This is a genomic window from Streptomyces atratus, assembly GCF_040655115.1.
GTDB classification, from domain to species: Bacteria; Actinomycetota; Actinomycetes; order Streptomycetales; family Streptomycetaceae; genus Streptomyces; species Streptomyces atratus_D.
Genome location: NZ_JBFAJH010000045.1, coordinates 37,825 through 58,512 on the forward strand (window position 1 = coordinate 37,825; position 20,688 = coordinate 58,512).

General features: G+C 70.7%; 16 protein-coding genes and 2 pseudogenes. 9 read left to right on the top strand and 9 right to left on the bottom strand.

The annotated features are described in order from the left end of the window. Window positions 1–170 precede the first annotated feature (170 nt). The 7 genes from AB0I23_RS32415 to AB0I23_RS32445 form a co-directional block, all read right to left on the bottom strand. Complete coding sequence (locus tag AB0I23_RS32415; RefSeq protein WP_359114685.1) at window positions 171–524, bottom strand: hypothetical protein; 354 nt, start codon at window positions 522–524, stop codon at window positions 171–173. 105 nt (window positions 525–629) lie between these two features. Further along, window positions 630–2,177: an esterase gene (locus tag AB0I23_RS32420; protein WP_359114687.1), complete on the bottom strand. Its 1,548-nt coding sequence runs from the start codon at window positions 2,175–2,177 to the stop codon at window positions 630–632. A gap of 547 nt (window positions 2,178–2,724) precedes the next feature. Beyond that, the gene (locus tag AB0I23_RS32425) at window positions 2,725–3,564 is read right to left on the bottom strand and encodes a carbohydrate ABC transporter permease (RefSeq protein WP_359114689.1); all 840 of its coding nucleotides are present in this window, start codon (window positions 3,562–3,564) and stop codon (window positions 2,725–2,727) included. Next, a complete protein-coding gene (locus AB0I23_RS32430) occupies window positions 3,561–4,919 on the bottom strand; it encodes an ABC transporter permease (protein WP_359114691.1) in 1,359 nt (452 codons plus the stop codon). Before AB0I23_RS32430 ends, AB0I23_RS32425 begins: the two co-directional genes overlap by 4 nt. 5 nt (window positions 4,920–4,924) lie before the next feature. Next, window positions 4,925–6,259 (bottom strand): ABC transporter substrate-binding protein, encoded by a 1,335-nt coding sequence (locus AB0I23_RS32435; RefSeq protein ID WP_359114693.1) that lies wholly within the window; start codon window positions 6,257–6,259, stop codon window positions 4,925–4,927. Window positions 6,260–6,358: 99 nt separating this feature from the next. Then, window positions 6,359–7,996 (bottom strand): glycoside hydrolase family 13 protein, encoded by a 1,638-nt coding sequence (locus tag AB0I23_RS32440; RefSeq protein ID WP_359114694.1) that lies wholly within the window; start codon window positions 7,994–7,996, stop codon window positions 6,359–6,361. A gap of 166 nt (window positions 7,997–8,162) precedes the next feature. Then, window positions 8,163–9,434, bottom strand: a complete 1,272-nt coding sequence (locus AB0I23_RS32445; protein WP_359114696.1) for an ABC transporter substrate-binding protein — start codon at window positions 9,432–9,434, stop codon at window positions 8,163–8,165. A 318-nt stretch (window positions 9,435–9,752) separates the two neighbouring features. Here AB0I23_RS32445 and AB0I23_RS32450 point away from each other — a divergent pair, with 318 nt between their 5' ends. From AB0I23_RS32450 to AB0I23_RS32465, 4 genes and pseudogenes are all read left to right on the top strand, one after another. Continuing rightward, window positions 9,753–10,268, top strand: a complete 516-nt coding sequence (locus AB0I23_RS32450; protein ID WP_359114698.1) for a PadR family transcriptional regulator — start codon at window positions 9,753–9,755, stop codon at window positions 10,266–10,268. Window positions 10,269–10,357: 89 nt separating this feature from the next. Continuing rightward, window positions 10,358–11,011 (top strand): annotated as a pseudogene (locus AB0I23_RS32455) (ABC transporter ATP-binding protein); the annotation flags it as partial. A gap of 143 nt (window positions 11,012–11,154) precedes the next feature. Beyond that, a complete protein-coding gene (locus AB0I23_RS32460) occupies window positions 11,155–13,446 on the top strand; it encodes an ABC transporter permease (protein WP_359114701.1) in 2,292 nt (763 codons plus the stop codon). 379 nt (window positions 13,447–13,825) lie between these two features. After that, the gene (locus AB0I23_RS32465) at window positions 13,826–13,987 is read left to right on the top strand and encodes a hypothetical protein (RefSeq protein WP_359114703.1); all 162 of its coding nucleotides are present in this window, start codon (window positions 13,826–13,828) and stop codon (window positions 13,985–13,987) included. Between the two features lie 21 nt (window positions 13,988–14,008). Here the strand turns inward: AB0I23_RS32465 and AB0I23_RS32470 are convergent, their stop codons facing one another. Further along, window positions 14,009–14,356, bottom strand: a complete 348-nt coding sequence (locus AB0I23_RS32470; protein ID WP_359114705.1) for an ArsR/SmtB family transcription factor — start codon at window positions 14,354–14,356, stop codon at window positions 14,009–14,011. A 71-nt stretch (window positions 14,357–14,427) separates the two neighbouring features. On the opposite strand from AB0I23_RS32470, the gene AB0I23_RS32475 reads away from it, so the two are divergent. From AB0I23_RS32475 to AB0I23_RS32485, 3 genes are all read left to right on the top strand, one after another. After that, window positions 14,428–15,531, top strand: a complete 1,104-nt coding sequence (locus AB0I23_RS32475; RefSeq protein WP_436847036.1) for a cation diffusion facilitator family transporter — start codon at window positions 14,428–14,430, stop codon at window positions 15,529–15,531. A 154-nt stretch (window positions 15,532–15,685) separates the two neighbouring features. Next, complete coding sequence (locus AB0I23_RS32480) at window positions 15,686–16,123, top strand: hypothetical protein (RefSeq protein ID WP_359114706.1); 438 nt, start codon at window positions 15,686–15,688, stop codon at window positions 16,121–16,123. Between the two features lie 103 nt (window positions 16,124–16,226). Further along, a complete protein-coding gene (locus tag AB0I23_RS32485) occupies window positions 16,227–17,153 on the top strand; it encodes a hypothetical protein (RefSeq protein WP_359114708.1) in 927 nt (308 codons plus the stop codon). A gap of 595 nt (window positions 17,154–17,748) precedes the next feature. On the opposite strand, the gene AB0I23_RS32490 is transcribed toward AB0I23_RS32485, so the two are convergent. Continuing rightward, entirely contained in the window at window positions 17,749–18,102 is a 354-nt protein-coding gene (locus AB0I23_RS32490; RefSeq protein ID WP_359114710.1) for a DUF6204 family protein, read from the bottom strand. Window positions 18,103–18,159: 57 nt separating this feature from the next. On the opposite strand from AB0I23_RS32490, the pseudogene AB0I23_RS32495 reads away from it, so the two are divergent. After that, a pseudogene (locus AB0I23_RS32495) lies at window positions 18,160–18,507 on the top strand (arginase family protein); the annotation flags it as partial. A gap of 188 nt (window positions 18,508–18,695) precedes the next feature. Beyond that, window positions 18,696–20,666, top strand: coding sequence for a DUF5107 domain-containing protein (locus tag AB0I23_RS32500; protein ID WP_359114714.1), 1,971 nt, complete (start codon window positions 18,696–18,698; stop codon window positions 20,664–20,666). Window positions 20,667–20,688 lie beyond the last annotated feature (22 nt).

Consider the following 20,688-nt stretch of genomic DNA (forward strand, 5'->3'; position numbering starts at 1 on the left):
GGTGAGCGTGGTGATCCCACCGCCGAGTGCGAGCAGCAGGACGAGCAGTCGGGCCCGCTTCTCCGGCACCCGCTCAGCGAGTGCCTTCCCGATCAGGGCGCCCGCGCCAGGCCGGCGGCGATCTGGCCAGGTGCGCCGCGTCCGCTCATAGAGTTCCGACGCACAGACGATCAGCGGCGGGGATCCGGGCGGCCGATCCGGCGGCCGAGACCCCGCAGCCTTCGGCGCGGGCGCGCCCGACGCGGCCCGCGGTTCCCCGCGCCGGGCCGACGTCCTTCGTCGGGGTTCCGCCGCCAGTGATCGCCGGGCGACAGGATCGACGCCTTGCGTTCGGCCTGCGCCCGGATCTCGTGGTGCGCCTCGTGAGCAGTCACCCGGAACGCCTCGTCGTAGGAGGCCAGGGCTGCGGTGATCGCTGCGCCTGCGGTACCGCGGCGACGGACGCGGGACGCCAGCCAGGTGAAGAAGCCCATGACCGCGGCCAGGCCGCCGACGACCGCGAGGAGCGGCAGGAACGCATCCATGGGTCCGAGGCTATCCGGACTTCCGTGAAAGCACTGGTGCCCCGGAGACCGCCGGGGCACCAATGAATCGGGCGCGGGCGGGACGAGCGCCCGCCACGCGTCGTGTCAGTCGTCGATCGCCGCCCCGTACAGCGCGTCCAGGGACGGACCGCCGAAGGCGCTCGCCCCGTAGTTCCACGAACCGGAGGTCGTCACGCCGCCGGTGCCCGCGGAGAAGACCCAGACGTAGCCGTCGTTCGTGTTCTCGCCGGGCGCCGAGACGAGCAGACCGAAGCGGCCGTCGTCGTTGGGGTCGGTGAAGGAGACCTGGCCGCCGAACTTGTCGCCTTTCTCCACGGTGCCCGGGACCTTCGCGGTGCCCTGCGTCACCGACAGCGCACCGGTGGCGGTCAGCCCCCGGGCCGAGCCGCGCAGCACCGTGAAGGCACCCGCGTCCGCGACGCTGCCGACGTCCTCTCCGGAGATGCCGACCGCCAGGTCCGCGAATCCGTCCTTGTTCGTGTCGCCGATGGAGAGGTCGGTGCCGAAGCCGTCGCCCCGCTCGTTCGATCCCGGCACGCCGGGCGAGTTCTGGGTCCACCAGACGGGCGGGGTGCCCGGGCCCTTCTGGCCCGCGAGTCCGGCCGCGCTGCCGTAGTAGACGCCGACCAGACCGCCGGTCATGCTCGCGCCGCCGTCGTCCGGGCTGTGCGGCTCACCGGTGGCCAGGTCGTCGTATCCGTCGCCGTTGATGTCGCCGGAGGCGACGACGGGGCCGCCGCGTACCGCGGTGACCGGCAGCGGCTCGTCGTTGGAGGCGGTGCCGGGGAGGATGTACGACCAGCCGTACCCCGGCTCGTCGCCGACGCTGGTGCCGGAGACGACCAGGTCGGCGTAGCCGTTGTTGTCGTAGTCGCCGGTCGTCATCGACGCGGGCCGGATACCGGGCGCCTCGGCGGCGGACCCGGCGCGCGCCGTCTTCGACGGCGCGGAGAGCGTCGTACGCGACTTCTGTACGGGCTGCCGCGTCCGCGGGCCGACACTCTTCGTGCTGGGCTCGGTGGACGGCTCGAACTGGTACGTGGTCAGTCCGACGGAGTCCATGACCGCCAACAGGTCGCCCGGGGTGGTGTCGGAGAACCGGGCCGCGGCGAGCGAGGCGCCGAACTTGCCGCCGGCGGTGGGCTCGTCGGCCCGCAGCCAGTTGCTCACCGAACCGCTGAGGCCCTTCGGCGTGCCCCACAGAACGACGGCGCCGCCCGCGTTGGAGATGGTGCCGATGTCCTCGCCCGGGATGCCGACGACCGCGTCGTCGTAGCCGTCGCCGTCGAGGTCGCCGGTGGCCAGCGTCTTGCCGAAGGCGTCGCCGGCCTCGGCGGCGCCGGCCACGCCCGAGGTGTTCTGGCTGAAGGCCCTGACGTTGGAGGTGCCCATGCCCTTGGGCCCGCCGTACTGCACGGTGACCATGCCCGCGCCCTTGTGCCCGCCGACGGCCGCACCGGGAGCGCCGACGAGCACGTCGTCGTAACCGTCGCCGTTGAAGTCGGTGTTGCGGTCGTTGGCGTGGGTGCCGCCGGGGGTTCCGGCGTACGCGGACGGGGCCGCGGCGATGGCCGCCCCCGTCACGAGGAGAAACGATGCCGCGGCAACGGCGGCCGAGCGGTGCTTGCGCATGAGCGGCTCCTTGGCTCACGAAGGGCCGGGCTTGCTCGGGGGGCACGGGGGGTATCCGGAAAGGGCCCGTTCCTTGTCCGGTGTCGTGTTTGACAGCTCATGAGGCACAAGGGTTGTACGCAAGGTGTGCCCGGATTGCCGAAGAAGATCACTTCGGTGCCGTTCACGGGCGGTACGCCTGGGTCTGACGCATCGGCGGAAGGCCGAGCACCTGCGGTGGCTCCGGTCTGCTCGGGGCGGACGGGCGGTGCGCCCCCCGTCCGTCGGCCCATCTTCATCGGTCGGCTGCGAGCCGACGCGCAGCGCGTCGCCTTCGGGATCACGGTGACCGGGGCCGTCGGAGTTTCTCCCACCGGGCATCCACGAAATGGCACCGCTCAAGGGGAACACCCGCCCGGCTCGCAGTTGTCGCGGTTGCTGTATCCGTCGGCCAGGCCCTGAACGGGCTCGGCCTCGAACGCCGGACAGGCTGATTTCAGCGCGGTCCGGCGTTCGAGGAGGGGGGTCCGGGGAGGAGTACCAGCCAGGGGTGGGGGAGAGAGGACGGTTACTTCACCGACCCCGCCATCACCCCCTGCACAAAGTGCCGCTGGAAGGCGAAGAAGACAGCCACCGGCACGATCAGGGAAAGGAACGCCCCTGGCGCGAGCACGTCGATGTTGCTGCCGAACTGACGTATCTGCGACTGGAGTTCTACAGTGAGCGGCTGTGCGGAGCCGTCGGCGAACAACAGCGCGACGAGCATGTCGTTCCACACCCATAGGAACTGGAAGATCGCGAGGCTGGCGACGGCGGGGCGCCCGACCGGTAGCACGAGTCGTGTGAAGATGCGCCACTCGTTCCCGCCGTCCATGCGCGCCGCCTCCAGCATCTCCCGCGGCATCTCTGCGAAGTAGTTGCGCAGCAGGAAGATGGCGAACGGCAGTCCGTAGGACACGTGGAACAGGACGACGCCTGGAATCGTGCCGAACAGGCCCAGCTGTCCGAAGAGTTTGGCGACCGGCAGAAGTCCGATCTGGACCGGCACGACCAACAGCGCCACCACGACCAGGAAGATCGCCTCCCGGCCGGGGAACTCCAGCCAGGCGAAGGCGTATCCGGCGAGCGCTGAGATCACCACGACCAGGACCGTGGCCGGGACCGAGATCAGCACAGTGTTCCAGAACGCCTGCGTCATGCCGGCATTGCCCAGGAGCGCCGAGTAGTTGTCGAAGGACAGCCGTCCGGGGCTGGTCAGGCTCGTCCACCAGCCACCGTCGGCGTTGTCCTGCGCGGAGCGGAGCGACGAGAGGAACAGCCCGGCGAGCGGGGTGAGCCAGATCAGACCGACGACCATGAGGAACGCCTGCACCAGGCTGTTGGCGAGTCCTCGCCTGAGCGCGTTCACCGTTGACTCCTTCGGAAACGACGGACGTTCACGACCATGGCGGGGATCACCAGCAGCAGGAGCAGCACACCGAGGGCACTGCCCAGACCCTGGTTGTTGCCGCCGCCGAAGGACACCAGCCACATCTGGGTGGCGATCACGGTGGCGTCCTCCTGCACCGGGCCCGGCGCGATGATGTAGACGAGGTCGAAGACCTTCATCACATTGATCACCAGGGTCACGAAGACCACGGTGAGCACCGGCGCGAGCAGCGGCACGGTGATCCGACGGAAGACCTGCCACTCGTTGGCACCGTCCATCCGGGCCGCCTCCAGCGCGTCGCGTGGCAGGGCGGCGAGTCCGGCGCCGATGAGGACCATGGCGAAGCCGGTCCAGATCCACAGGTAGGCGCCGATGATCGCGGGCGTCACGAGCGTCGGACCGAGCCAGGAGACGCCCCCGTACGGTGGGGCGAAGTTCGAGGCGGGCAGCCGCACGGTGTACGAGCCGGGGTCGAGCCCGGAGAAGCGGAAGGAACCGTCGGCCGCCGTAGTGGTGCTCGCAACGGTCCTGCCCTCGCGCGCAGCCTCGACCTTCATGGCCGGCAGTCCGCTCTCCTGCCTGTCGACCTTGCCCGATTCCCCTCCTCCGCCGGGCGTGAAGTCCAGGTAGACAACACCCCGGAGCTCGTCCCCAGCCGCCTTCTGTCCGGCCGCCGTGTATGCGGGCTCCGCGTTCTTCGGCAGATCTTTGGGGAGCACGCCGACCAGACCGAGGCCGACCGTGTGGCCGGGGGATGCGGCGGCGGTCGTACGGTACGAGCCGTCGGCTCCCTTGGTGAGGCCCTGGCCGTCGCGGGCGCGGGCTGTCGGGTACGAGGATGTGCCCTTGAAGGCGTCATGGACGCCGACCACGGCGGCGTTCAGCACGCCCTTGTCGGGGTCCTCGTCGTAAGCGAGCCGGAAGATGATGCCGGCGGCCAGGAAGGAGACCGCCATGGGCATGAACAGCAGCAGCTTGAACGCAGTGGACCAGCGGATCTTCTCGACCAGTACGGCGAGGACGAGACCGAGCCCGGTGAGCAGCGTCGGCGCGACGACCACCCAGATGGTGCTGTTGCGGATGGCCTTGAGCGTGGCTGGGTCGCGGAACATCTCGCTGTAGTTGTCACCCCCCACGAACCGGGTCCCGGAGGCGTCGAAGAAGCTTCGGCCCACGGAGAACACCACGGGGTAGACGACGAGCGCGCCGAGCAGGAGCAGGGCAGGGAGGACGAAGGCGAGGGCGATGATCCGGCCGCGTCGCCTGGCGCGCCGCCTGCGGTCGGCCGTCGTGACGGTCGGGGGGCTCGCCCCCTTCACGAGGGTGGCGGTCATGGCGATCAGCCCCGGTATGCCTTGGCCGCCGCGATCTCCAGCTCGGCCGCGGTGGCCTTCGGGTCCGAGGGGTCGCGCAGGAAGTCCTGGAGGATCTTCCACTCGCCCGTGCCCTTGGTGCCGCCGAAGGCGGCCGGGGCCTGGTCGGACATGTCGAAGCGGACCGAATCCCCGGCGGCGACGAGGGACTTGGCGGTCTCGCGGGCGATGTCGTCGCTGTAGGAGGCGAGGTCGAGCTTCTTGTTCGGGGACAGGAAGCCACCGGCCTTGGCCCACACGGCGGAGGCTTCCGGGGTCGCCAGGTACTCCAGGAACTGCATGGCGGCCTTCTGGCTCTTGCCGTCCTTGAGGACCACGGCCGCGTCGCCGCCGCTGACCACCGGAGCCGTGCCGCCATCGACCGCGGGGAAGGGGAAGAAGTTCGCGTCCTGGCCGATCTTCTTGCCGAACTGGTCCTTGGCGACCCCGGCGACGAAGTCGCCCTCGTAGACCATGCCCGCCTCGGGCTTCGGGCCGAAGACCTTCTCGACGGAGCCCGGGAAATCGGTGTTCAAGGCACCCTTCTGGCCGCCCGCTATCAGCTGCTTGTCCTTGAAGAGCTTGCCGAGGGTGGTGAGGGCCGTCACCACCGTCGGGTCGGTCCACTTGAGCTTGTGGGCGGCCAGGGCGTCGTACTTCTCGGGCCCTGCCTGGGAGAGGTAGACGTTCTCGAACCAGTCGGTGAGCGTCCAGCCGTCCTGTCCGGCGACGGAGAAGGCCGCGAGTCCCGAGTCCGAGACGGTGTATCCGGCCTTCAGCATCTCGTCGTAGGTCTTGGGCGGCTTGACGCCTGCCTGGTCGAGGGCGTCGGGACTGTACCAGACGGTCGACTTGTGGGCTGCCTTGAAGTAGAGGCCGTAGAAGACGTCGTCGACGCTGCCGTACTTCTTCCACACGCTCGCATAGTTCGCGTCGACGGACTGCTCGGTGGTCTTGGAGAGGGACTTCAGCCAGCCCTTCTGCGCGAACTGCTGGAGGACGCCGACCTGCGGGACCATTACCACGTCGGGTGCGTTGCCGCCCTCGATCTTGCTGCCGACGACGGTGGAGACGTTGTCACCGGTGGAGACGAACTGGGTCGTGGCGCCGGTCTTCTCGGTGAACGCGTCGAGGACCTTCTGGAAGTTCTTCTGCTCGCTGCCCGACCAGACACCGGCCACGGTGATCGTCTGGCCCTTGAGCGACTTGTTACCACCAGCACCACCACCGGCGGTGACCGGATCGCCGCCACAGGCGGTCGCGCCGAGGGCCAGAGCGAGGGCGGTGCAGCTCGCGAGCAGGGTCGTGCGTCGTTGCGTCATTGTTGATGTCCTTTCGAGAACAGGGAAGTTGACGGGTGATCGGGGGTCTTGAGGGGTGATCAGGAGCGGGCCGACTGCACGGGCCCATGGAAGGAGTGCTCAGAGGTTCGTGCAGTCGCTGATCCACCAGGCGGCCGTCGAGCCGGGCAGGACGCCTGCTGGGCAGGGGCCGCTGGACAGCAGCGGGGTGCCGGGGACCGGCGCGGGCGTCGGAGCCGTACCGAAGTTCACAGCGCACACCAGGCCGTCGCCGCGGACGAAGGCGAGGATGTCCGGCGGGGCTTCCAGCCAGCGCAGTGCGCCCTCGCCCAACTGAGGCAGTCCTGCGCGCAGCTGGAGCCCGTCCCGGTAGAGGTGCCAGACGGAGCCGGTGTCGGTGAGCGCACGGTCGGTGGCGTACTCGGCGAAGTAGGAGGGCTGCGGCAGCCATGGCTTGGCGCTCTCGACGCCTGAGGTGAAGCCGAACGGCGAGGCGTGTCCCGACCACGGCAGGGGCACACGGCACCCGTCGCGGATCCGGGCGCGGTTTCCCGTACGGCGGAAGATCGGGTCCGTCAGCACGTCGTCGGGCAGGTCGACGACCTCGGGCAGCCCGAGCTCCTCGCCCTGGTAGATGTATGCGGCTCCGGGCAGGGCCAGCATCAGCAGCGCGGCGGCGCGGGCGCGGGCGGCGCCGAGTCCGCTGCCTTCGGTGCCGGACTCGCCGTAACGGGTGACGGTACGGACCTGGTCGTGGTTGTTGAGCACCCAGGTGACGGTCGAGCCGGTGCCCGCGATGTCCTGCATCGCCTCGGAGATGACCTTGCGGAAGGCGTCGGCGTTCCAGGGGGCGCCGAGCAGGTCGAAGAAGAAGGCCTGATGCAGTTCGTCGGGGCGTACGTACTCGGCGTGTTCGCGGGTCGTCGGCACCGAGACTTCCCCGACCAGCAGGCGCTCGCGGCCGTCGTGCGCGGCGTACTCCTCGCACACGGCCCGCCAGTGACGCCAGATGTCGTGCACCTCGGGCTGGTTCCAGGCGAGCGGGTTGACCGAGTCGCGGCTGCGGGCGTCGGCCTCGGGGTCGGGCGAGTCGGGCAGGTCGGGGTGTTTGAAGAGCCCGGCGGCCACGTCGATGCGGAAGCCGTCGACGCCCCTGTCGAGCCAGAACCGCAGCACATGGTCGAAGTGGGCGGCGACCTCAGCGTTGCGCCAGTTCAGGTCGGGCTGTTCGGGCGTGAACATGTGGAGGTACCACTGGCCGGGCCGGCCGTCCGCCTCGGTGACGCGGGACCAGGCGGGTCCGCCGAACATGGCGTGCCAGTTGTTCGGCGGCTCGGCGCCGTCAGGGCCGCGCCCGTCGGCGAAATGGAAGCGGGCGCGGGCCTCGCTGCCGGGCTCCGCCGCCAGTGTCTCGCGGAACCACGGGTGCTCGTTGGAGCAGTGGTTGGGAACGATGTCCAGGAGCACCTTGATGCCGAGTCGGCGGGCGTCCGTCATCAACAGGTCGAACTCGGCGAGATCGCCGAAGAGCGGGTCCACGTCACAGTGGTCGGCGACGTCGTAGCCGTGGTCGTGCTGCGGTGAGGGGTAGAAGGGGCTCAGCCAGATGCCGTCGACACCGAGCTTCTTGAGATACGGCATGCCCGCCCGGACCCCGGCGAGATCGCCGATGCCGTCCCCGGTGCTGTCCAGGAAGCTGCGGACGTACACCTGGTAGATCACTGCGTCGCGCCACCAGCGGTGCGTGTTGAGGGTCACCCGTCGACCTCTCTATGCGTGCCTATGAGTTGTGCATGCATGTTAAGTAGGTGTGTCAGGCGGGTGTCAACGAGTCGGCAGAGATGGACAGGGAGTCGGGAGATTTTATGCCGATATATCAGGCGCAAAATCCAGAGTTGGGATGCGTCCGTTACCTAACAGGTAACTATCGACGTGAGATGGCCGCCAGCTCACGCGCCAGCCGCCGTACCGCCGTGGAAGGCGTCTCGTGCCCGGTCATCGCATCGTGCACGACGGCCTGCACCGCCAGACTGACCTGGTCGTAGTGCGGGCTCTTGGGGCGCGGGGCGGCCGCGAGGACGCTCGCCCGGAGTGTGGGCAGGTAGGGGAACTCCCGGATCAGCTCCGGGTCCTGGTAGAGCGCGGCCAGCACGGGTGGCAGCGCACCCTTGGTGAGGACCTGGCGCTGCGCCCGCTCGCCGGTGAGGTACGTGATCAGGCGCGCGGCCGAATCGGAGTGCCGTGCGTGGGTGTTGACGGCGAGGTTGGAGCCGCCGAGCACGCTCGCGCCCGGCCCGTCGGGTCCGGGCAGCGGCACCGCGCCGATCTTCCCGGCCACCGCGGAACCCTTGCCGGAGGCGCCGACGTAGGCGTAGGGCCAGTTGCGCAGGAAGAGGAGATGGCCGTCCTGGAAAGCCTGTTTGGACTCCTGCTCCTTGTATGTCAGGGCTGTCCTCGGGATCCAGCCGTCGCGCACACCCCGCGCGAGGAACCCGATGCCCTGGCGGGCGGCCTCGGAATTCACGGTGACGCGCTGACCCTCGTCTCCGAGGATCGTGCCACCTGCCGAGTAGACCGCCTCCGCCGCGTTCACCGTGAGTCCCTCGTACGGCAGGAACTGGCCCGCGTATCCGTCGAGCCCGTACTTCGGCGCGATGGCCGCCGCCTGGTGCTCCAGCTCCGCCCAGGTGCGCGGCGGTGGGACGCCCTCCTTGGCGAGGACGTCCTTGCGGTACAGCAGCAGTCCCGCGTTGGTGACGTACGGGACCGCATACAACCTGCCGTCGTACGTCGCCGTGTCCACGACCGGCGGCAGGAAGCTGTCCAGCGGGAAGTGGTCGCGGTCCAACGGGGAGATCCAGCCCGCGGCGGCGAACTCCGAGGTCCAGGCCACATCGATGTTGAGCACGTCGAAGCGGCTTCGGTCGCCGCCACGCAGGTCGGTCGTCATCTGCGCATGCGTCTCGTCGGCGGAGTCCGGGAGCTCCACGAGGGTGACCTTCTCACCGGGATGGCTGCGGTTCCAGCCTTCCAGCAACGGCCTCAGATAATCGGTGAGGTCACCTGCCGTCGCCAGAGTGAGCGGACCGCGCCCGCCGCCGCGTGCCCCGTGGCCGGGTGTGCCGGAGGCGACGTGACCGGTCAGGACCACCGCAGCGACAAGAAGGCCCCTACCGGCGGCACGCATCCACCGCATAGGTTCCTCCCTGTACACCGGCGCCGGGCACCTTCGCTCGGCGTCAGACGCCATGTATACCTGTTAGGTATGGGCGATACTAGTGCCGTGACCGGCAATGTTTGCCCGGAAGGAGCGTCGTCCGGTGCGTGCGATCGCAAGGCGGCCGGAAGTCCTTGTAGCGGAGCTACCAGGGCTTTTGGCCGACGCTTGCGAGCGTGCGTGCTGGGCGGCGCGACGGGGCAAAGCTTGCCGGGAGGGGCACTAGAGCCTGCGACACATCGGCTCCCGCCACATCGGCCTGCGCCACATGACAAGGATGCGAGGAGGAGAGCGCGAGTGCGGCTGCCACTCCTGGCCCTACTGGCGCGTGGCCCGGCCCACGGGTACGAGCTCAAGCAGGACCTTGAGCAACTGCTGGGCTCCGCGTACCCTCAGCCGAACGTCGGCCAGATCTACGTCACGCTCGGCCGCCTCGAGAAGTCGGGACTGGTCGAGAGCGAGGAAGTCGAGCAGTCGAGCCGACCCAACAAGAAGATCTACCACCTCACCGACGCCGGGCGCGAGGCGCTGCACGCCTGGTACGAGGAGACGGCGGACGAGCCGCGAGTACGGGACGAGTTCTTCATGAAGCTCGCGCTCGCCGCAACGACCGGCCTCGCCGACCAGATCACCCTGATCAACAAGCAACGACGCCAGTATCTGAACACCATGCGCGGCCTGTCGAAACTGGCTGCGGCCGAGAACCGGGACAACCGCATTTCCCACCTGCTGATCGAGGGCGCCATGCTGCATCTGCAGGCCGATCTCGACTGGCTGGAGCGCTGCCAGGAAGAACTGGAGGAGCAGGAGTGAGCCACAGCGCTCCTTTGCTGCGCGCCGAGGGCCTGGTCAAGACCCACTACGGCGAGGGCGCCCCGGCGCACGCCGTGCGCGGGGTGGATCTCGCCGTGCGGCAGGGCGAGTTCGTGGCCGTCACCGGCCCGTCCGGCGCCGGGAAATCGACGCTGCTGCACCTGCTCGGCGGACTGCAGCGGCCGGACGGCGGCAGCATCTGGCTGGACGGCGAGTGCACCGACTCCTACGGCGAGGCGCGCTGGGCGGTGGAGCGCAGGCGCCGTATCGGCATTGTCTTCCAGTTCTTCAACCTGGTGTCGAACCTGTCGGTCGCCGACAACGTCGAACTGCCGGCCCTGCTCGCCGGGGTCTCCCCCAGGCGGGCGCGCGCCGAGCGCGAGCGGCTGCTGTCCGAGCTGGGCCTGGAGGGCAAGGAACGCAGCATGCCGGGTGAGCTGTCCGGCGGCGAACAGCAGCGCGTTGCCCTGGCGCGGGCGCTGGTCAACCATCCCGCGCTGCTGCTGGCCGACGAGCCAGCGGGCAGCCTGGACAGCAAGGGCACCCGCGAGGTGATTCGGCTGCTGTCCCACTTCCACGAGCGCGGTCAGACCATTCTGCTGGTCACCCATGACGCGCGGGTGGCGAGCGCCGCGGACCGGGTGATCAGCTTCTTCGACGGCCGCATCGTCGACGACGCGACACTCGACGGCACGCCGTCGCGCGGCGACGGGATATCCGGCGTGCTGGAACTGAAGGACTGATCCGCGTGCCCGAGTCGAATGATTGCCCTGCTGCAGGTGAGTCCGTGGCCAGCACCAGCGTGTATGACCCCGGGGCCTGTCCGGGCGTACGCCGGCCCGTGACCCGTGGTGCCGTCGTACGCGGGTCGAAGGGCTGACGCGGCGTGCGGGCCACTCTGCGCTGGGCGCATGCCGATCTGCGCACCCATCGCGGCGAGGCGCTCTTCATCGTGCTCGCCACCGCCGGCATCGTCGCCTCGCTGCTGCTGGCCGCGGCGCTTTTCGGATACGCGACCAATCCCTGGCAGCGCGTCTTCACGCAGTCGCACGGCGCCCACGTCTGGATCCACACCGGCCCGTCCGCCGACGCCCGGCGGCTTGCGGCGCTGGACGGTGTCGAATCCGTGGCAGGCCCGTACCACACCGCGTCCGCCACCGTCGAGTCGCGCGGGACGCGCGCCTCCGTGGAGCTGCGCGGCGCCGTCGAACGCCTCGGCACCGGGCAGCCGTTGCTCGCCTCCGGCGGCTGGCTCGACCCCGCCAGACCCGACGGAGTCGTGCTGGAGGACAGCCTCGCCCGGGCCCTGTTGGCGGAGCCCGGGGACACCCTCACCGTGCCCAACACCACGCGGACCCTCACCGTCCTGGGGGTCGCCGACAGCGCCGAGCCCCGCTACAGACCCGGCGAGCGTTCGGGGGTCGTCTGGGCGCTGTCGTCCGCGGTGCAGAGCGCCGGCGGACCCGTCGGTCAGGTCATCGGCCTGCGTCTCACCGCTCCCGACGACACGGACTACGCGGTCCAGCGCGCCGTCACGGTGCTCGGCGCCGGCGCGGTCACGCAGGTCTCGAACTGGCAGCAGGCCCGCGCCGAGGCACAGGGCGACAACCGGCTGCTGGGGCAGGTGCTGGGGCTGTTCGGCCTCGGCGCGCTGGTCGCGGCCGCGCTCGCCGTTCACGGCGCGATCGGCACCCGTATCCGCGGCCATCTGCGCGACATCTCGGTGCTGAAGGCGATCGGATTCACGCCCGGTCAGGTGGTGCGCATCTTCCTGATCCAGCACGTGGCCTTCGCGTCGCTGGGCGCCCTGGTTGCCGCAGCGCTCACGCAGGCGCTGGGCAGGTGGATCCCCGGTCGTCTCGGCGACGCGGTAGGCGTATGGCGGGGGCTGCCCGGACACAACGCGGCACTGTTCGCGGTGCCCGTGGCCGCGGTGCTCTTCATCGGTGCGACGACCGGGATCGCGGCGTGGCGGGCCGGCCGGGTGCCTCCCGTACCGGTGCTGCGGGCCGCGGCACCGCTGGGCGGGCGCCTGTCGGGCGTGGCACGCCGGGCGCTCGGACTGCGGCTGCCTCCGGCGCTTGTGCTGGGCTGGCACGAGGCCTTCCCGCGCCGTCCGCGGTCGCTCGCCACAGTCGGTCGACTCGGGCTGCCGCTGCTGCTGATCGTGGTGGCGCTGAGCGCGTGGACCACCATCGACCGCTTCCACAGCAGGCCCGAGCAGATCGGTCTCGCAGCCGCGCTCACGGCACATGCGGACGAAAGTCTGAGCGGCTCGGAGGCGCAGACTCTGCTTGCCCGGAATCCACATGTCACCGCCGTCCATCCGGGCACCGAGGTGGCCGCCCTGGTCCCGGGGCAGACGGCCACGATCGCGCTGCGCGGGCTCGGCACACGTCAGGACCCGTACCCGTTCGCACTGGCCGAAGGCCGCTCTGCCCACGGGCCCGACGAGGCGGTGGCCGGTCAGGGGCTGCTCGACCTGCTGGACGCGCACGTCGGGGACTGGGTGCGCATGACCGTCGGCGCGCGCCCGCAAATCCTGCACATCGTCGGCCGCAGCATCGAACCGGAGAACGGCGGCCGCGTCATCTCCACCTCGCTGGACACCCTCCGCGAGAACGACCCCGAACTCCGCCCGACCCTCTACCAGCTCCAGCTGCGGCCCGGCGCCGACCCGGGCAAGGTCGGCGCGGAACTGACCACGGCCGGGCACGGACACCTGGACGTACGCGCCGTGACGAATCCGGCCGACGGTCTCTCGCCGCTGCGCGGGGTAGTCGTCGGGCTGATCGCCGTACTGGCCCTCATCGGACTCATCGAACTGCTGACCGCGATCGGCGGCACCGTGCGCGAGGGCCAGCGGGACGTACTGGCACTCAAGGCCATCGGGCTGTCCCCACGGCAGATCACGGCAGTCACTGTCACGGCCACCGCCTGCAAGGCGTTGGTCGCGGTCCTCGCCGCTACGGCACTGGGGCTGCCCCTCGCGCACTGGCTGATCGACATCCAGGGAAGGTCGAGCGGGGTCGGCGCCGGGATCGCCCGGGGACCGTCCCTCCCCGTCCTCCTGCTGTTCTGTACGGTCGCGGTGGTGGGGGCCGGCGCGCTCGCCGCACTTCCCGCGGCCCGCTCGGCCCGCCGACGACTCGCGGACACCCTGAGCGCGGGAGTCTGAGTACCGAACGGAGGTGTGTGCGCGCGCCCGTAACCCGTCTGCCTCGCACAACCGGCCTGATCCGGGGTGCACCAAGGAGCGTTGCCGACCACGCACGTCCCCCTGCTCGAAAACTTCTGCGCGAACTCACTCGCCCCCGTGCCGCCGGTCGCCCGCGGCGCCCACCAGCTGGTGGGCAACACCGCTGGGTCGCACCGCCCCCACGGACCTTCGTACCGTGGCGGGTGCGCGGTGAAGCAACTGCCGGCGCACGTGCGCTCCTTCGACCCCGGTCTTCAGCTGCTGATGTTCAATCAGTTCGGCATCAACCTCGGCTTCTACATGCTACGGCGCGTACAGCACCGTCTCCGGGATCGCGGTGGCCGCCGGGAACCTGGGCGTGGGAGCCCTGTTCGACCTCGCCGCCCGACTGGGCGCACCGTGGCTGCCCTGGGCCGCGCTGGCCGTCGTGGGTGGCGGCTGCGCGGCAGCCCTGACCGCACTGCGCCGCACCGGCCACCTCAACCACGCCGCCGCTGTCCCGGTGCCGGCGGCGGTCTGAACCCCTGGCCCGGCGTGCGCCTCACGCGTGGGGCGCACGCCCGGTCAGCCGGTGGTCGGCCAGCTCCAGGGCTTCGGCCACCACACGTCGTAGATGCCCGTCCGGCAGGGTGTAGATCACCCGGCGGCCCTCCTTGCGGGTCGTCACCAGCCCGGACATGCGCAACCGGGCGAGATGCTGGCTGACCGCCGGTCGCGCCGCCCCTACGGCCTCCGCCAGCGAGGTGACGTCCGCCTCGTTCGCCGTCAGGACATGCAACAGCGCCAAGCGGGTGCGGTCCGCCAGAAGGCCCAGGACCTCGGCCGCGACCAGGAAATGCTCAGCGCCCACCTCTCGCGGCTGCGAACCCTGCGCAGGTGATAGATGCATGCGTGCATTCATATGCACATAATAGGCGGGTGGGATCTCCGGCCACCCCGCCTGACGAAAGCGAGCGCGCTGTGAGCCAGCAGCACCACCATGGTCACGCCGAACCGGGTGCCGGTCACGGACATGACCACGGTCACGAGGACGCGCACGATCACCCGTACCCGCAGATTCCCGAGCACGACGGCTCGCGCTGGTCGCGGGCGCGACACCGGATCGCCCACGTGGTCACGCCGCACAGTCACGAGGCCATGGACAAGGTCGACGCGGCGATGGAGACATCCAAGGAGGGGATGCGCACCCTGTGGCTGTCCCTGGGCATCCTGGGGGCGACCACGGTGATCCAGGCGGTCGTCGTCGTACTGTCTGGATCGGTCGCGCTGCTGGGCGACACCATCCACAACGCTGCCGACGCCCTGACCGCCATCCCTCTGGGCATCGCGTTCGTCCTTGGCCGCCGTGCGGCGAACCGCCGCTACACCTATGGCTACGGACGCGCCGAGGATCTGGCCGGCATCGCCATCGTGCTCACCATCGCCGCCTCCTGCGCCCTGGCCGCGTACGAGACCGTCGACCGTCTCGTCAGCCCACGCGACATCACCCACCTGTGGGCGGTCGCAGCCGCCGCGGTGGTCGGCTTCGTCGGCAACGAATGGGTGGCCCGCTACCGCATCCGCACCGGCCGCGCGATCGGCTCCGCCGCCCTCGTCGCCGACGGGCTGCACGCCCGCACCGACGGCTTCACCTCGCTCGCCGTCCTCCTCGGCGCCGGCGGCGCGGCAGTCGGGTGGCGGGCCGCCGACCCCATCGTCGGGCTGCTGATCACCGTGGCGATCCTCATGGTGCTGAGGAATGCCGCCCGTGAGGTCTACCGGCGGCTGATGGACTCCGTCGACCCCGCTCTGGTCGACACCGCCGAAACCGCTTTGCGTGCCGTCGACGGCGTCCGCGACATCGGGCAGGTCCGCATGCGGTGGATCGGTCACGCGCTGCGTGCCGAGGCCGACATCGTCGTCGACCCGCAGCTCACCGTGGTCGAGGCCCACGCCTTGGCCGTCGCAGCCGAGCACGCCCTCATCCACGCCGTTCCCCGCCTGACCGGCGCCACCGTGCACACCGACCACACTCCGGACCACGGCGACCCCCACGCCGCCCTCGCCCACCACACCGCCGTCTGACCTGGGCATCACGTGGGGCGGGCCGGTCAACGACGAACGGTACGCACTCATCGCCCGCATCCGACTCGCCGAGGGGCTGCGCGTACCCGGCCGGGGTATCGTCGGACGGGCAGCCGGCCACAGGCGTGCGTCGACGCGGAGGAAAGGAGTGACAGTGAGCAGCGGACGACCGGGCGAGCGGGGCATCGCCCGGCTCGTGGCGGTCTGTGCCGTGCTGCTCGGTCTCTTCCTGATGCACGGCGCCCCGGCCACCGCCGCCGAGGGCTGCCACGGCGCGATGCCCTCGGTCACCGTTCCCGTGCAGCACGGCCACGCCGCTTCGACGACGACCTCAGCGGCGCCGCCGACCCCCGCGCAGAGCGCTCCGGCCGCCCACGCCGGGGACGGTTCGGGGACGCACGGAGTGCAGTGCGTCTTCACCCCCGCCCACGAACGGAACCCGCTGCCGACGGGCGGCCTGTACGCCGCCGTCGCCGTGCCGGCCGCATGGTTCCCGGCAGGTTTGCGGGCGGCCACCGGCTGGACACGGCGGCGCGGGCCGCCGGCCGGTGGGCGAGATCTCCTCATCCAGGTGTGCGTCGCACGGACGTGACAGACACCGCGCCGAGGCCCGGTCACCGACCGGCCCGGCACCGTGTCCTGCCCTTCCCGCGCGCCACCGGCGTGGTGCGCCCACCCGGAAAGACCACTCTCAGATGTTCGCCTCTTCCCGATTCACCATGCGTCGCCGCGGCATCGCCATGGTCGGCACCGCAGCGGCCCTCGCACTGACCCTGGCCGCGTGCGGCTCCTCCAGCGACTCCTCGTCCATGCCCGGCATGGACCACGGCGCGAAGACGTCGGCGTCCTCTTCGCCCGGCGCATCGCCATCGACGGGTGACATGCCCGGCATGGATCACATGGCCGCCGCCGACGGGCTGTCCGACAGCAAGGACGGCTACCGCCTCACCTCCCACGACGCGGCCCTGGCTTCCGGCAAGCGGGCCGCGTACCGGTTCACGGTCAACGGCCCGGACGCGAAGCCGGTCACCGCCTTCGCCGTCGACCAGACCAAGCGGATGCACGTCTACGCCATCCGCTCGGACCTGACCGGCTTCCAGCACATCCACCCGGTCATGGCCGCCGACGGCACCTGGACCGCCGACCTCGCTTCCCTCGCTCCCGGATCCTGGCGCATGTTCGCCTCCTTCACCCCGGACACCGGCACCGGGAAGGGCAAGGACCTCGTTCTCAGCCGTACCGTCACCGTCCCCGGCACAACCACGAAGACCCCGCTGCCCGCGGCGGCCGGCAGCGCGGAGGTCGACGGGTACACCGTCACGGTCAAGGGCGAGCCGATGGCCGGCATGGCGTGTCCGCTGACCGTCACGGTCTCCAAGGACGGCGAGCCGGTCACCGATCTGCAGCCCTACCTGGACACCTACGCCCACCTGACGGCTTTCCACGAGGGCGACGCCGCATTCGCCCACCTCCACCCGACCACCGCGGTGAACGGTGAGCTCGGCGGCCCCGCCCTGTCCTTCCACGCCGAACTGCCCACCTCGGGCGACTGGCGTCTGTTCCTGCAGTTCCAGACCGGCGGCAGGCTTCACACCGCGGCCCTGACCCTGTCCGTGGGCTGAACCCGGAGGGGCGCCGCCGAAGCGGTGGCGCCCCTCGTCCCATCCCTGTGACACCCCCGAGGGGAGTGTCACGGCCCGCACGCCGTCATCCGCGCCGGCCCCTGGGACATGGGCACGTCGTCGACGATCGAGCCGGCGGACAAGCGGTTCCCGACGAGTACGGGATCGGCGATCAGTCAGTCCGCCGTGACCCCCAGCAGCCGATCTCCGCGGGCTCACCGTCGCGGTAGAGCACGGCGCACCTCCCGCAACCGCGTCCGGGAATGCGAGCAGGTCGGAGTGGAGGGCGTCGGCCAACCGGCTGTACGTGGGGCGGCCGTCCGGCGCCCAGGCGCGTATCTGGTCCTCGGTCAGCGGTCGCATCACGGCGAGCTCGTCGGCGGTCCCGGCGTCGATGAACTGGTTGGGACGATGCTCTACCCCGACCAGGACCTCCGGAGTCCCTGAGGCAGGGGCACGACGCCTGATTCCCGACCGGCTCCTGACGCATGCGCGCGACGCGGGACGATCCGGTGTGCGAGCGGGAAAGACCATGACGGAACCGACGGACGGGAAAATCCGGATCAGAGCCCGTGCGGCGGCTCTCGATGCGGCGTCACGCCGAGCCCGCCGCGCGCCGCCCCTTGTAATTGATCTTCATGGTGTCCATGTCCGTGGCGGTGGAGCGCAGTTCGCGGAAGCCGTAGTCGTACTCCTTCAGGGCCGTCTCCGCCCGGTCCTCGGCGATCGCCGACGCCATCTCCTCGCCGTCCTCGGCGTCCGACACGACCACGTACCGGAAGCTGAAGTGCTTGAGCACCGCGTCGTAGGTGAGTGAACCCTCCTCGGTGAACTGCATCGCCGCCAGGCCGTGCTGCTCCACCTCGGCCAGCAGCCGGGCGCGCGCCTCGTCCGTGAGGCCCTCAAAGGTGCCGCGCACGATCACTCGGTACGTGTGCTGGGTGCTCATAGAGTCCTGCCGCCTTCATCGCATGATTCGTTGAGGATCAAGGCTACGACGGCGAGGATGGGCGGCACGCGGAATATCGGCGTCGTCGACGACCCGTCCGACCTCGGGCTGCGGCCGCCCGCTCCCGGCACCGTCCCCGGCTGCTGCAAGCCGGCCGGTGCACTGGGCGAGCAGCGGATCGTGCAGAGGCTCGGGGCGCTGGAAGGCGGCGTCGTCGTACCGCCGCGGTACGACCTCGGCGGGCGGCAGGAGGGCGACGGGGCCTTCGACGCCGCCGCCATCGCCCGCTGCACCCGCACCCTCGCCGACCGAGTGGAGCACCATGTCCGAGCCGGCGACTTCCCTCTGGAGCTCGGCCCGCTGCCGCGCGCCCTTGCCGGCTCGCCCCGTCGCGTCGGCCTCTACGTCACGGTGTACGACCCCGATCTCGACCCCGACGGAGCCGCCGGAGCCCTGCTCACCGATCTGCTGGTGGCGGCTTTTGCCGAAGAGTGACAGCTGCGCCCCTGGTCGGGGAGGCTCCCAGCGTGTTCCATGGTCATCGGGGGGGGCGCCCGGACCTGCGGCGGCCCGCGCGAGGGAGCGAGGATGCCTTGGCCACGACCGTACGACGTGTCGTACTGACTCTGCCTGCCGCACCGCTGGGCCCGGAGAACCCGCTGCCGGCGCTGCGGCCGCTCGACGAGATGCATGTCGTCGACGACCGGGCCCGGGCAGGACTGCCACGTGACATGGCACGGCAGATCGGCTACGAGCCGCTGGGCACCGTCCTGCCGGTGCGCGTCCTCGACGGCTACGGGCGCGAGCGTACGCCCACCGGCGTGGACGCGATCATCATCGAGAACGACCGGCTGCGGGCCACCGTCCTGCCCGGGCTCGGCGGCCGGATCCACTCCCTCCACCACAAGCCGGCCGGCCGTGAACTGCTCTACACCAACCCCGTCCTGCAGCCCGCCGACTTCGCGCTCAACGGTGCCTGGTTCTCCGGCGGCATCGAGTGGAACATCGGCGCCACCGGTCACACCACGCTGTCCTGCGCCCCGGTGCACGCCGCCCGTGTACCTGCCCCCGACGGCGGTGAGATGGTCCGCCTCTGGGAGTGGGAGCGGCTGCGCGACCTGCCGTTCCAGGTGGACCTGTGGCTGCCGGAGGACTCCGACTTCCTCCACGTCGGTGTACGGATACGCAACCCGCACGAGCACACCGCACCTGTCTACTGGTGGTCCAACACCGCCGTCCCGGAAGGCGAACGCACCCGGGTCCTGGCCCCTGCCGACGAGGCCTGGCACTTCGGTTACGAGCGGACCCTGACCCGGGTTCCCGTCCCGGAGAGCGGCTCCGTCGACCGTACGTACCCGCTGCTCAGCGACTTCCCCGCCGACTACTTCTACGAAGTGCCCGACGGCGCCCGCCGCTGGATCGCCTCCCTCGACGCCGAGGGCCGGGGCCTCGTCCAGACCTCCACCGACCTGCTGCGCGGCCGCAAGCTCTTCGTCTGGGGCAACGGGCCCGGCGGACGCCGCTGGCAGCAGTGGCTCACCGAACCCGGCACCGTCGGCTACGCGGAGATCCAAGCCGGACTGGCCCGCACCCAGCTGGAGCACATACCGCTCGAACCCGGCGCCGAGTTCAGCTGGCTGGAGTCGTACGGTCCACTGGCAACGGACCCCCGGGTCGTGCACGGCGACGACTGGACCGCGGCCCGCGCCGAGACCGAACAACGGCTGGCCGAGGCGCTGCCGCGGGCCGACGTCGATGCCGCGTACGAGGCCTGGCGCCCGTACGCCGACACCGAGCCCGGCGAGTCCCTCGCCGCCGGCTCCGGCTGGGGCGCCCTCGAAGTCCGACGCGCCGGATACAAGCTTCCCGGCACGCCGTTCGCCGAGTCCACCCTCGGCGAGCAGCAGGCGCCCTGGCTGCACCTGCTCGACCAGGGCGGCTTCCCCGAACCGCGCCGCGTGGCGCCGCCAGGACCATCGCTGGTCTCCGCGCACTGGCGCGACATGCTGGAGACGGCACCCGCCGAACCCCTCACCGAGTACCACCTCGGCGTCGCCCAGTGGCACGCCGGCGACCGCGCCCAGGCGGTCCGCAGCTGGGAACGCGGTCTGGCCCTCGCGCCGTCCCGCTGGCCGTTGCTGCGCTGCCTGGCCGTCACCGCCCAGGAGAGCGGGCAGCGTGACAGGGCCGCCGATCACTACACCGAGGCCTTCGAGGACCTCTGCGCGGAACTCCGGGACGACGGTGAAGCCTGGACTGCTGCCACCACCGCTCTCGGCCGTGAGGCGATCGAGGCGCTGCTGGCGGCCGGACGGACCGACGGGGCCCGCACGGTCTGGGCCGGGCTGCGCCCGGAGATCCAGCAGCGTGGCCGGTTCCGCCTGCTGGAGGCCCGACTCCTGCTGGCCGAGGGCGACCGTGCTGCCGCCCGTGCCGTCTTCGACGAGGGCTTCGAGGTCGCGGACCTGCGGGAGGGGGCGGAGATCCTGGACGAGGTGTGGTCCCTGCTCACCGACGAGCCACTGCCCGATGTGTACAACTTCCGTATGCGCCCGAAGAGTTGACCGTGAGCGCGAGAGAGGGGGG

Coding starts and splice junctions, on each gene's coding strand:
- AB0I23_RS32445 (WP_359114696.1), bottom strand. CDS start 9,434: ATGCGGTGGATGCGTGCCGCCGGTAGGGGCCTTCTTGTCGCTGCGGTG.
- AB0I23_RS32435 (WP_359114693.1), bottom strand. CDS start 6,259: ATGACGCAACGACGCACGACCCTGCTCGCGAGCTGCACCGCCCTCGCT.
- AB0I23_RS32485 (WP_359114708.1), top strand. CDS start 16,227: ATGTTCGCCTCTTCCCGATTCACCATGCGTCGCCGCGGCATCGCCATG.
- AB0I23_RS32415 (WP_359114685.1), bottom strand. CDS start 524: ATGGATGCGTTCCTGCCGCTCCTCGCGGTCGTCGGCGGCCTGGCCGCG.
- AB0I23_RS32430 (WP_359114691.1), bottom strand. CDS start 4,919: ATGACCGCCACCCTCGTGAAGGGGGCGAGCCCCCCGACCGTCACGACG.
- AB0I23_RS32490 (WP_359114710.1), bottom strand. CDS start 18,102: ATGAGCACCCAGCACACGTACCGAGTGATCGTGCGCGGCACCTTTGAG.
- AB0I23_RS32420 (WP_359114687.1), bottom strand. CDS start 2,177: ATGCGCAAGCACCGCTCGGCCGCCGTTGCCGCGGCATCGTTTCTCCTC.
- AB0I23_RS32470 (WP_359114705.1), bottom strand. CDS start 14,356: ATGCATCTATCACCTGCGCAGGGTTCGCAGCCGCGAGAGGTGGGCGCT.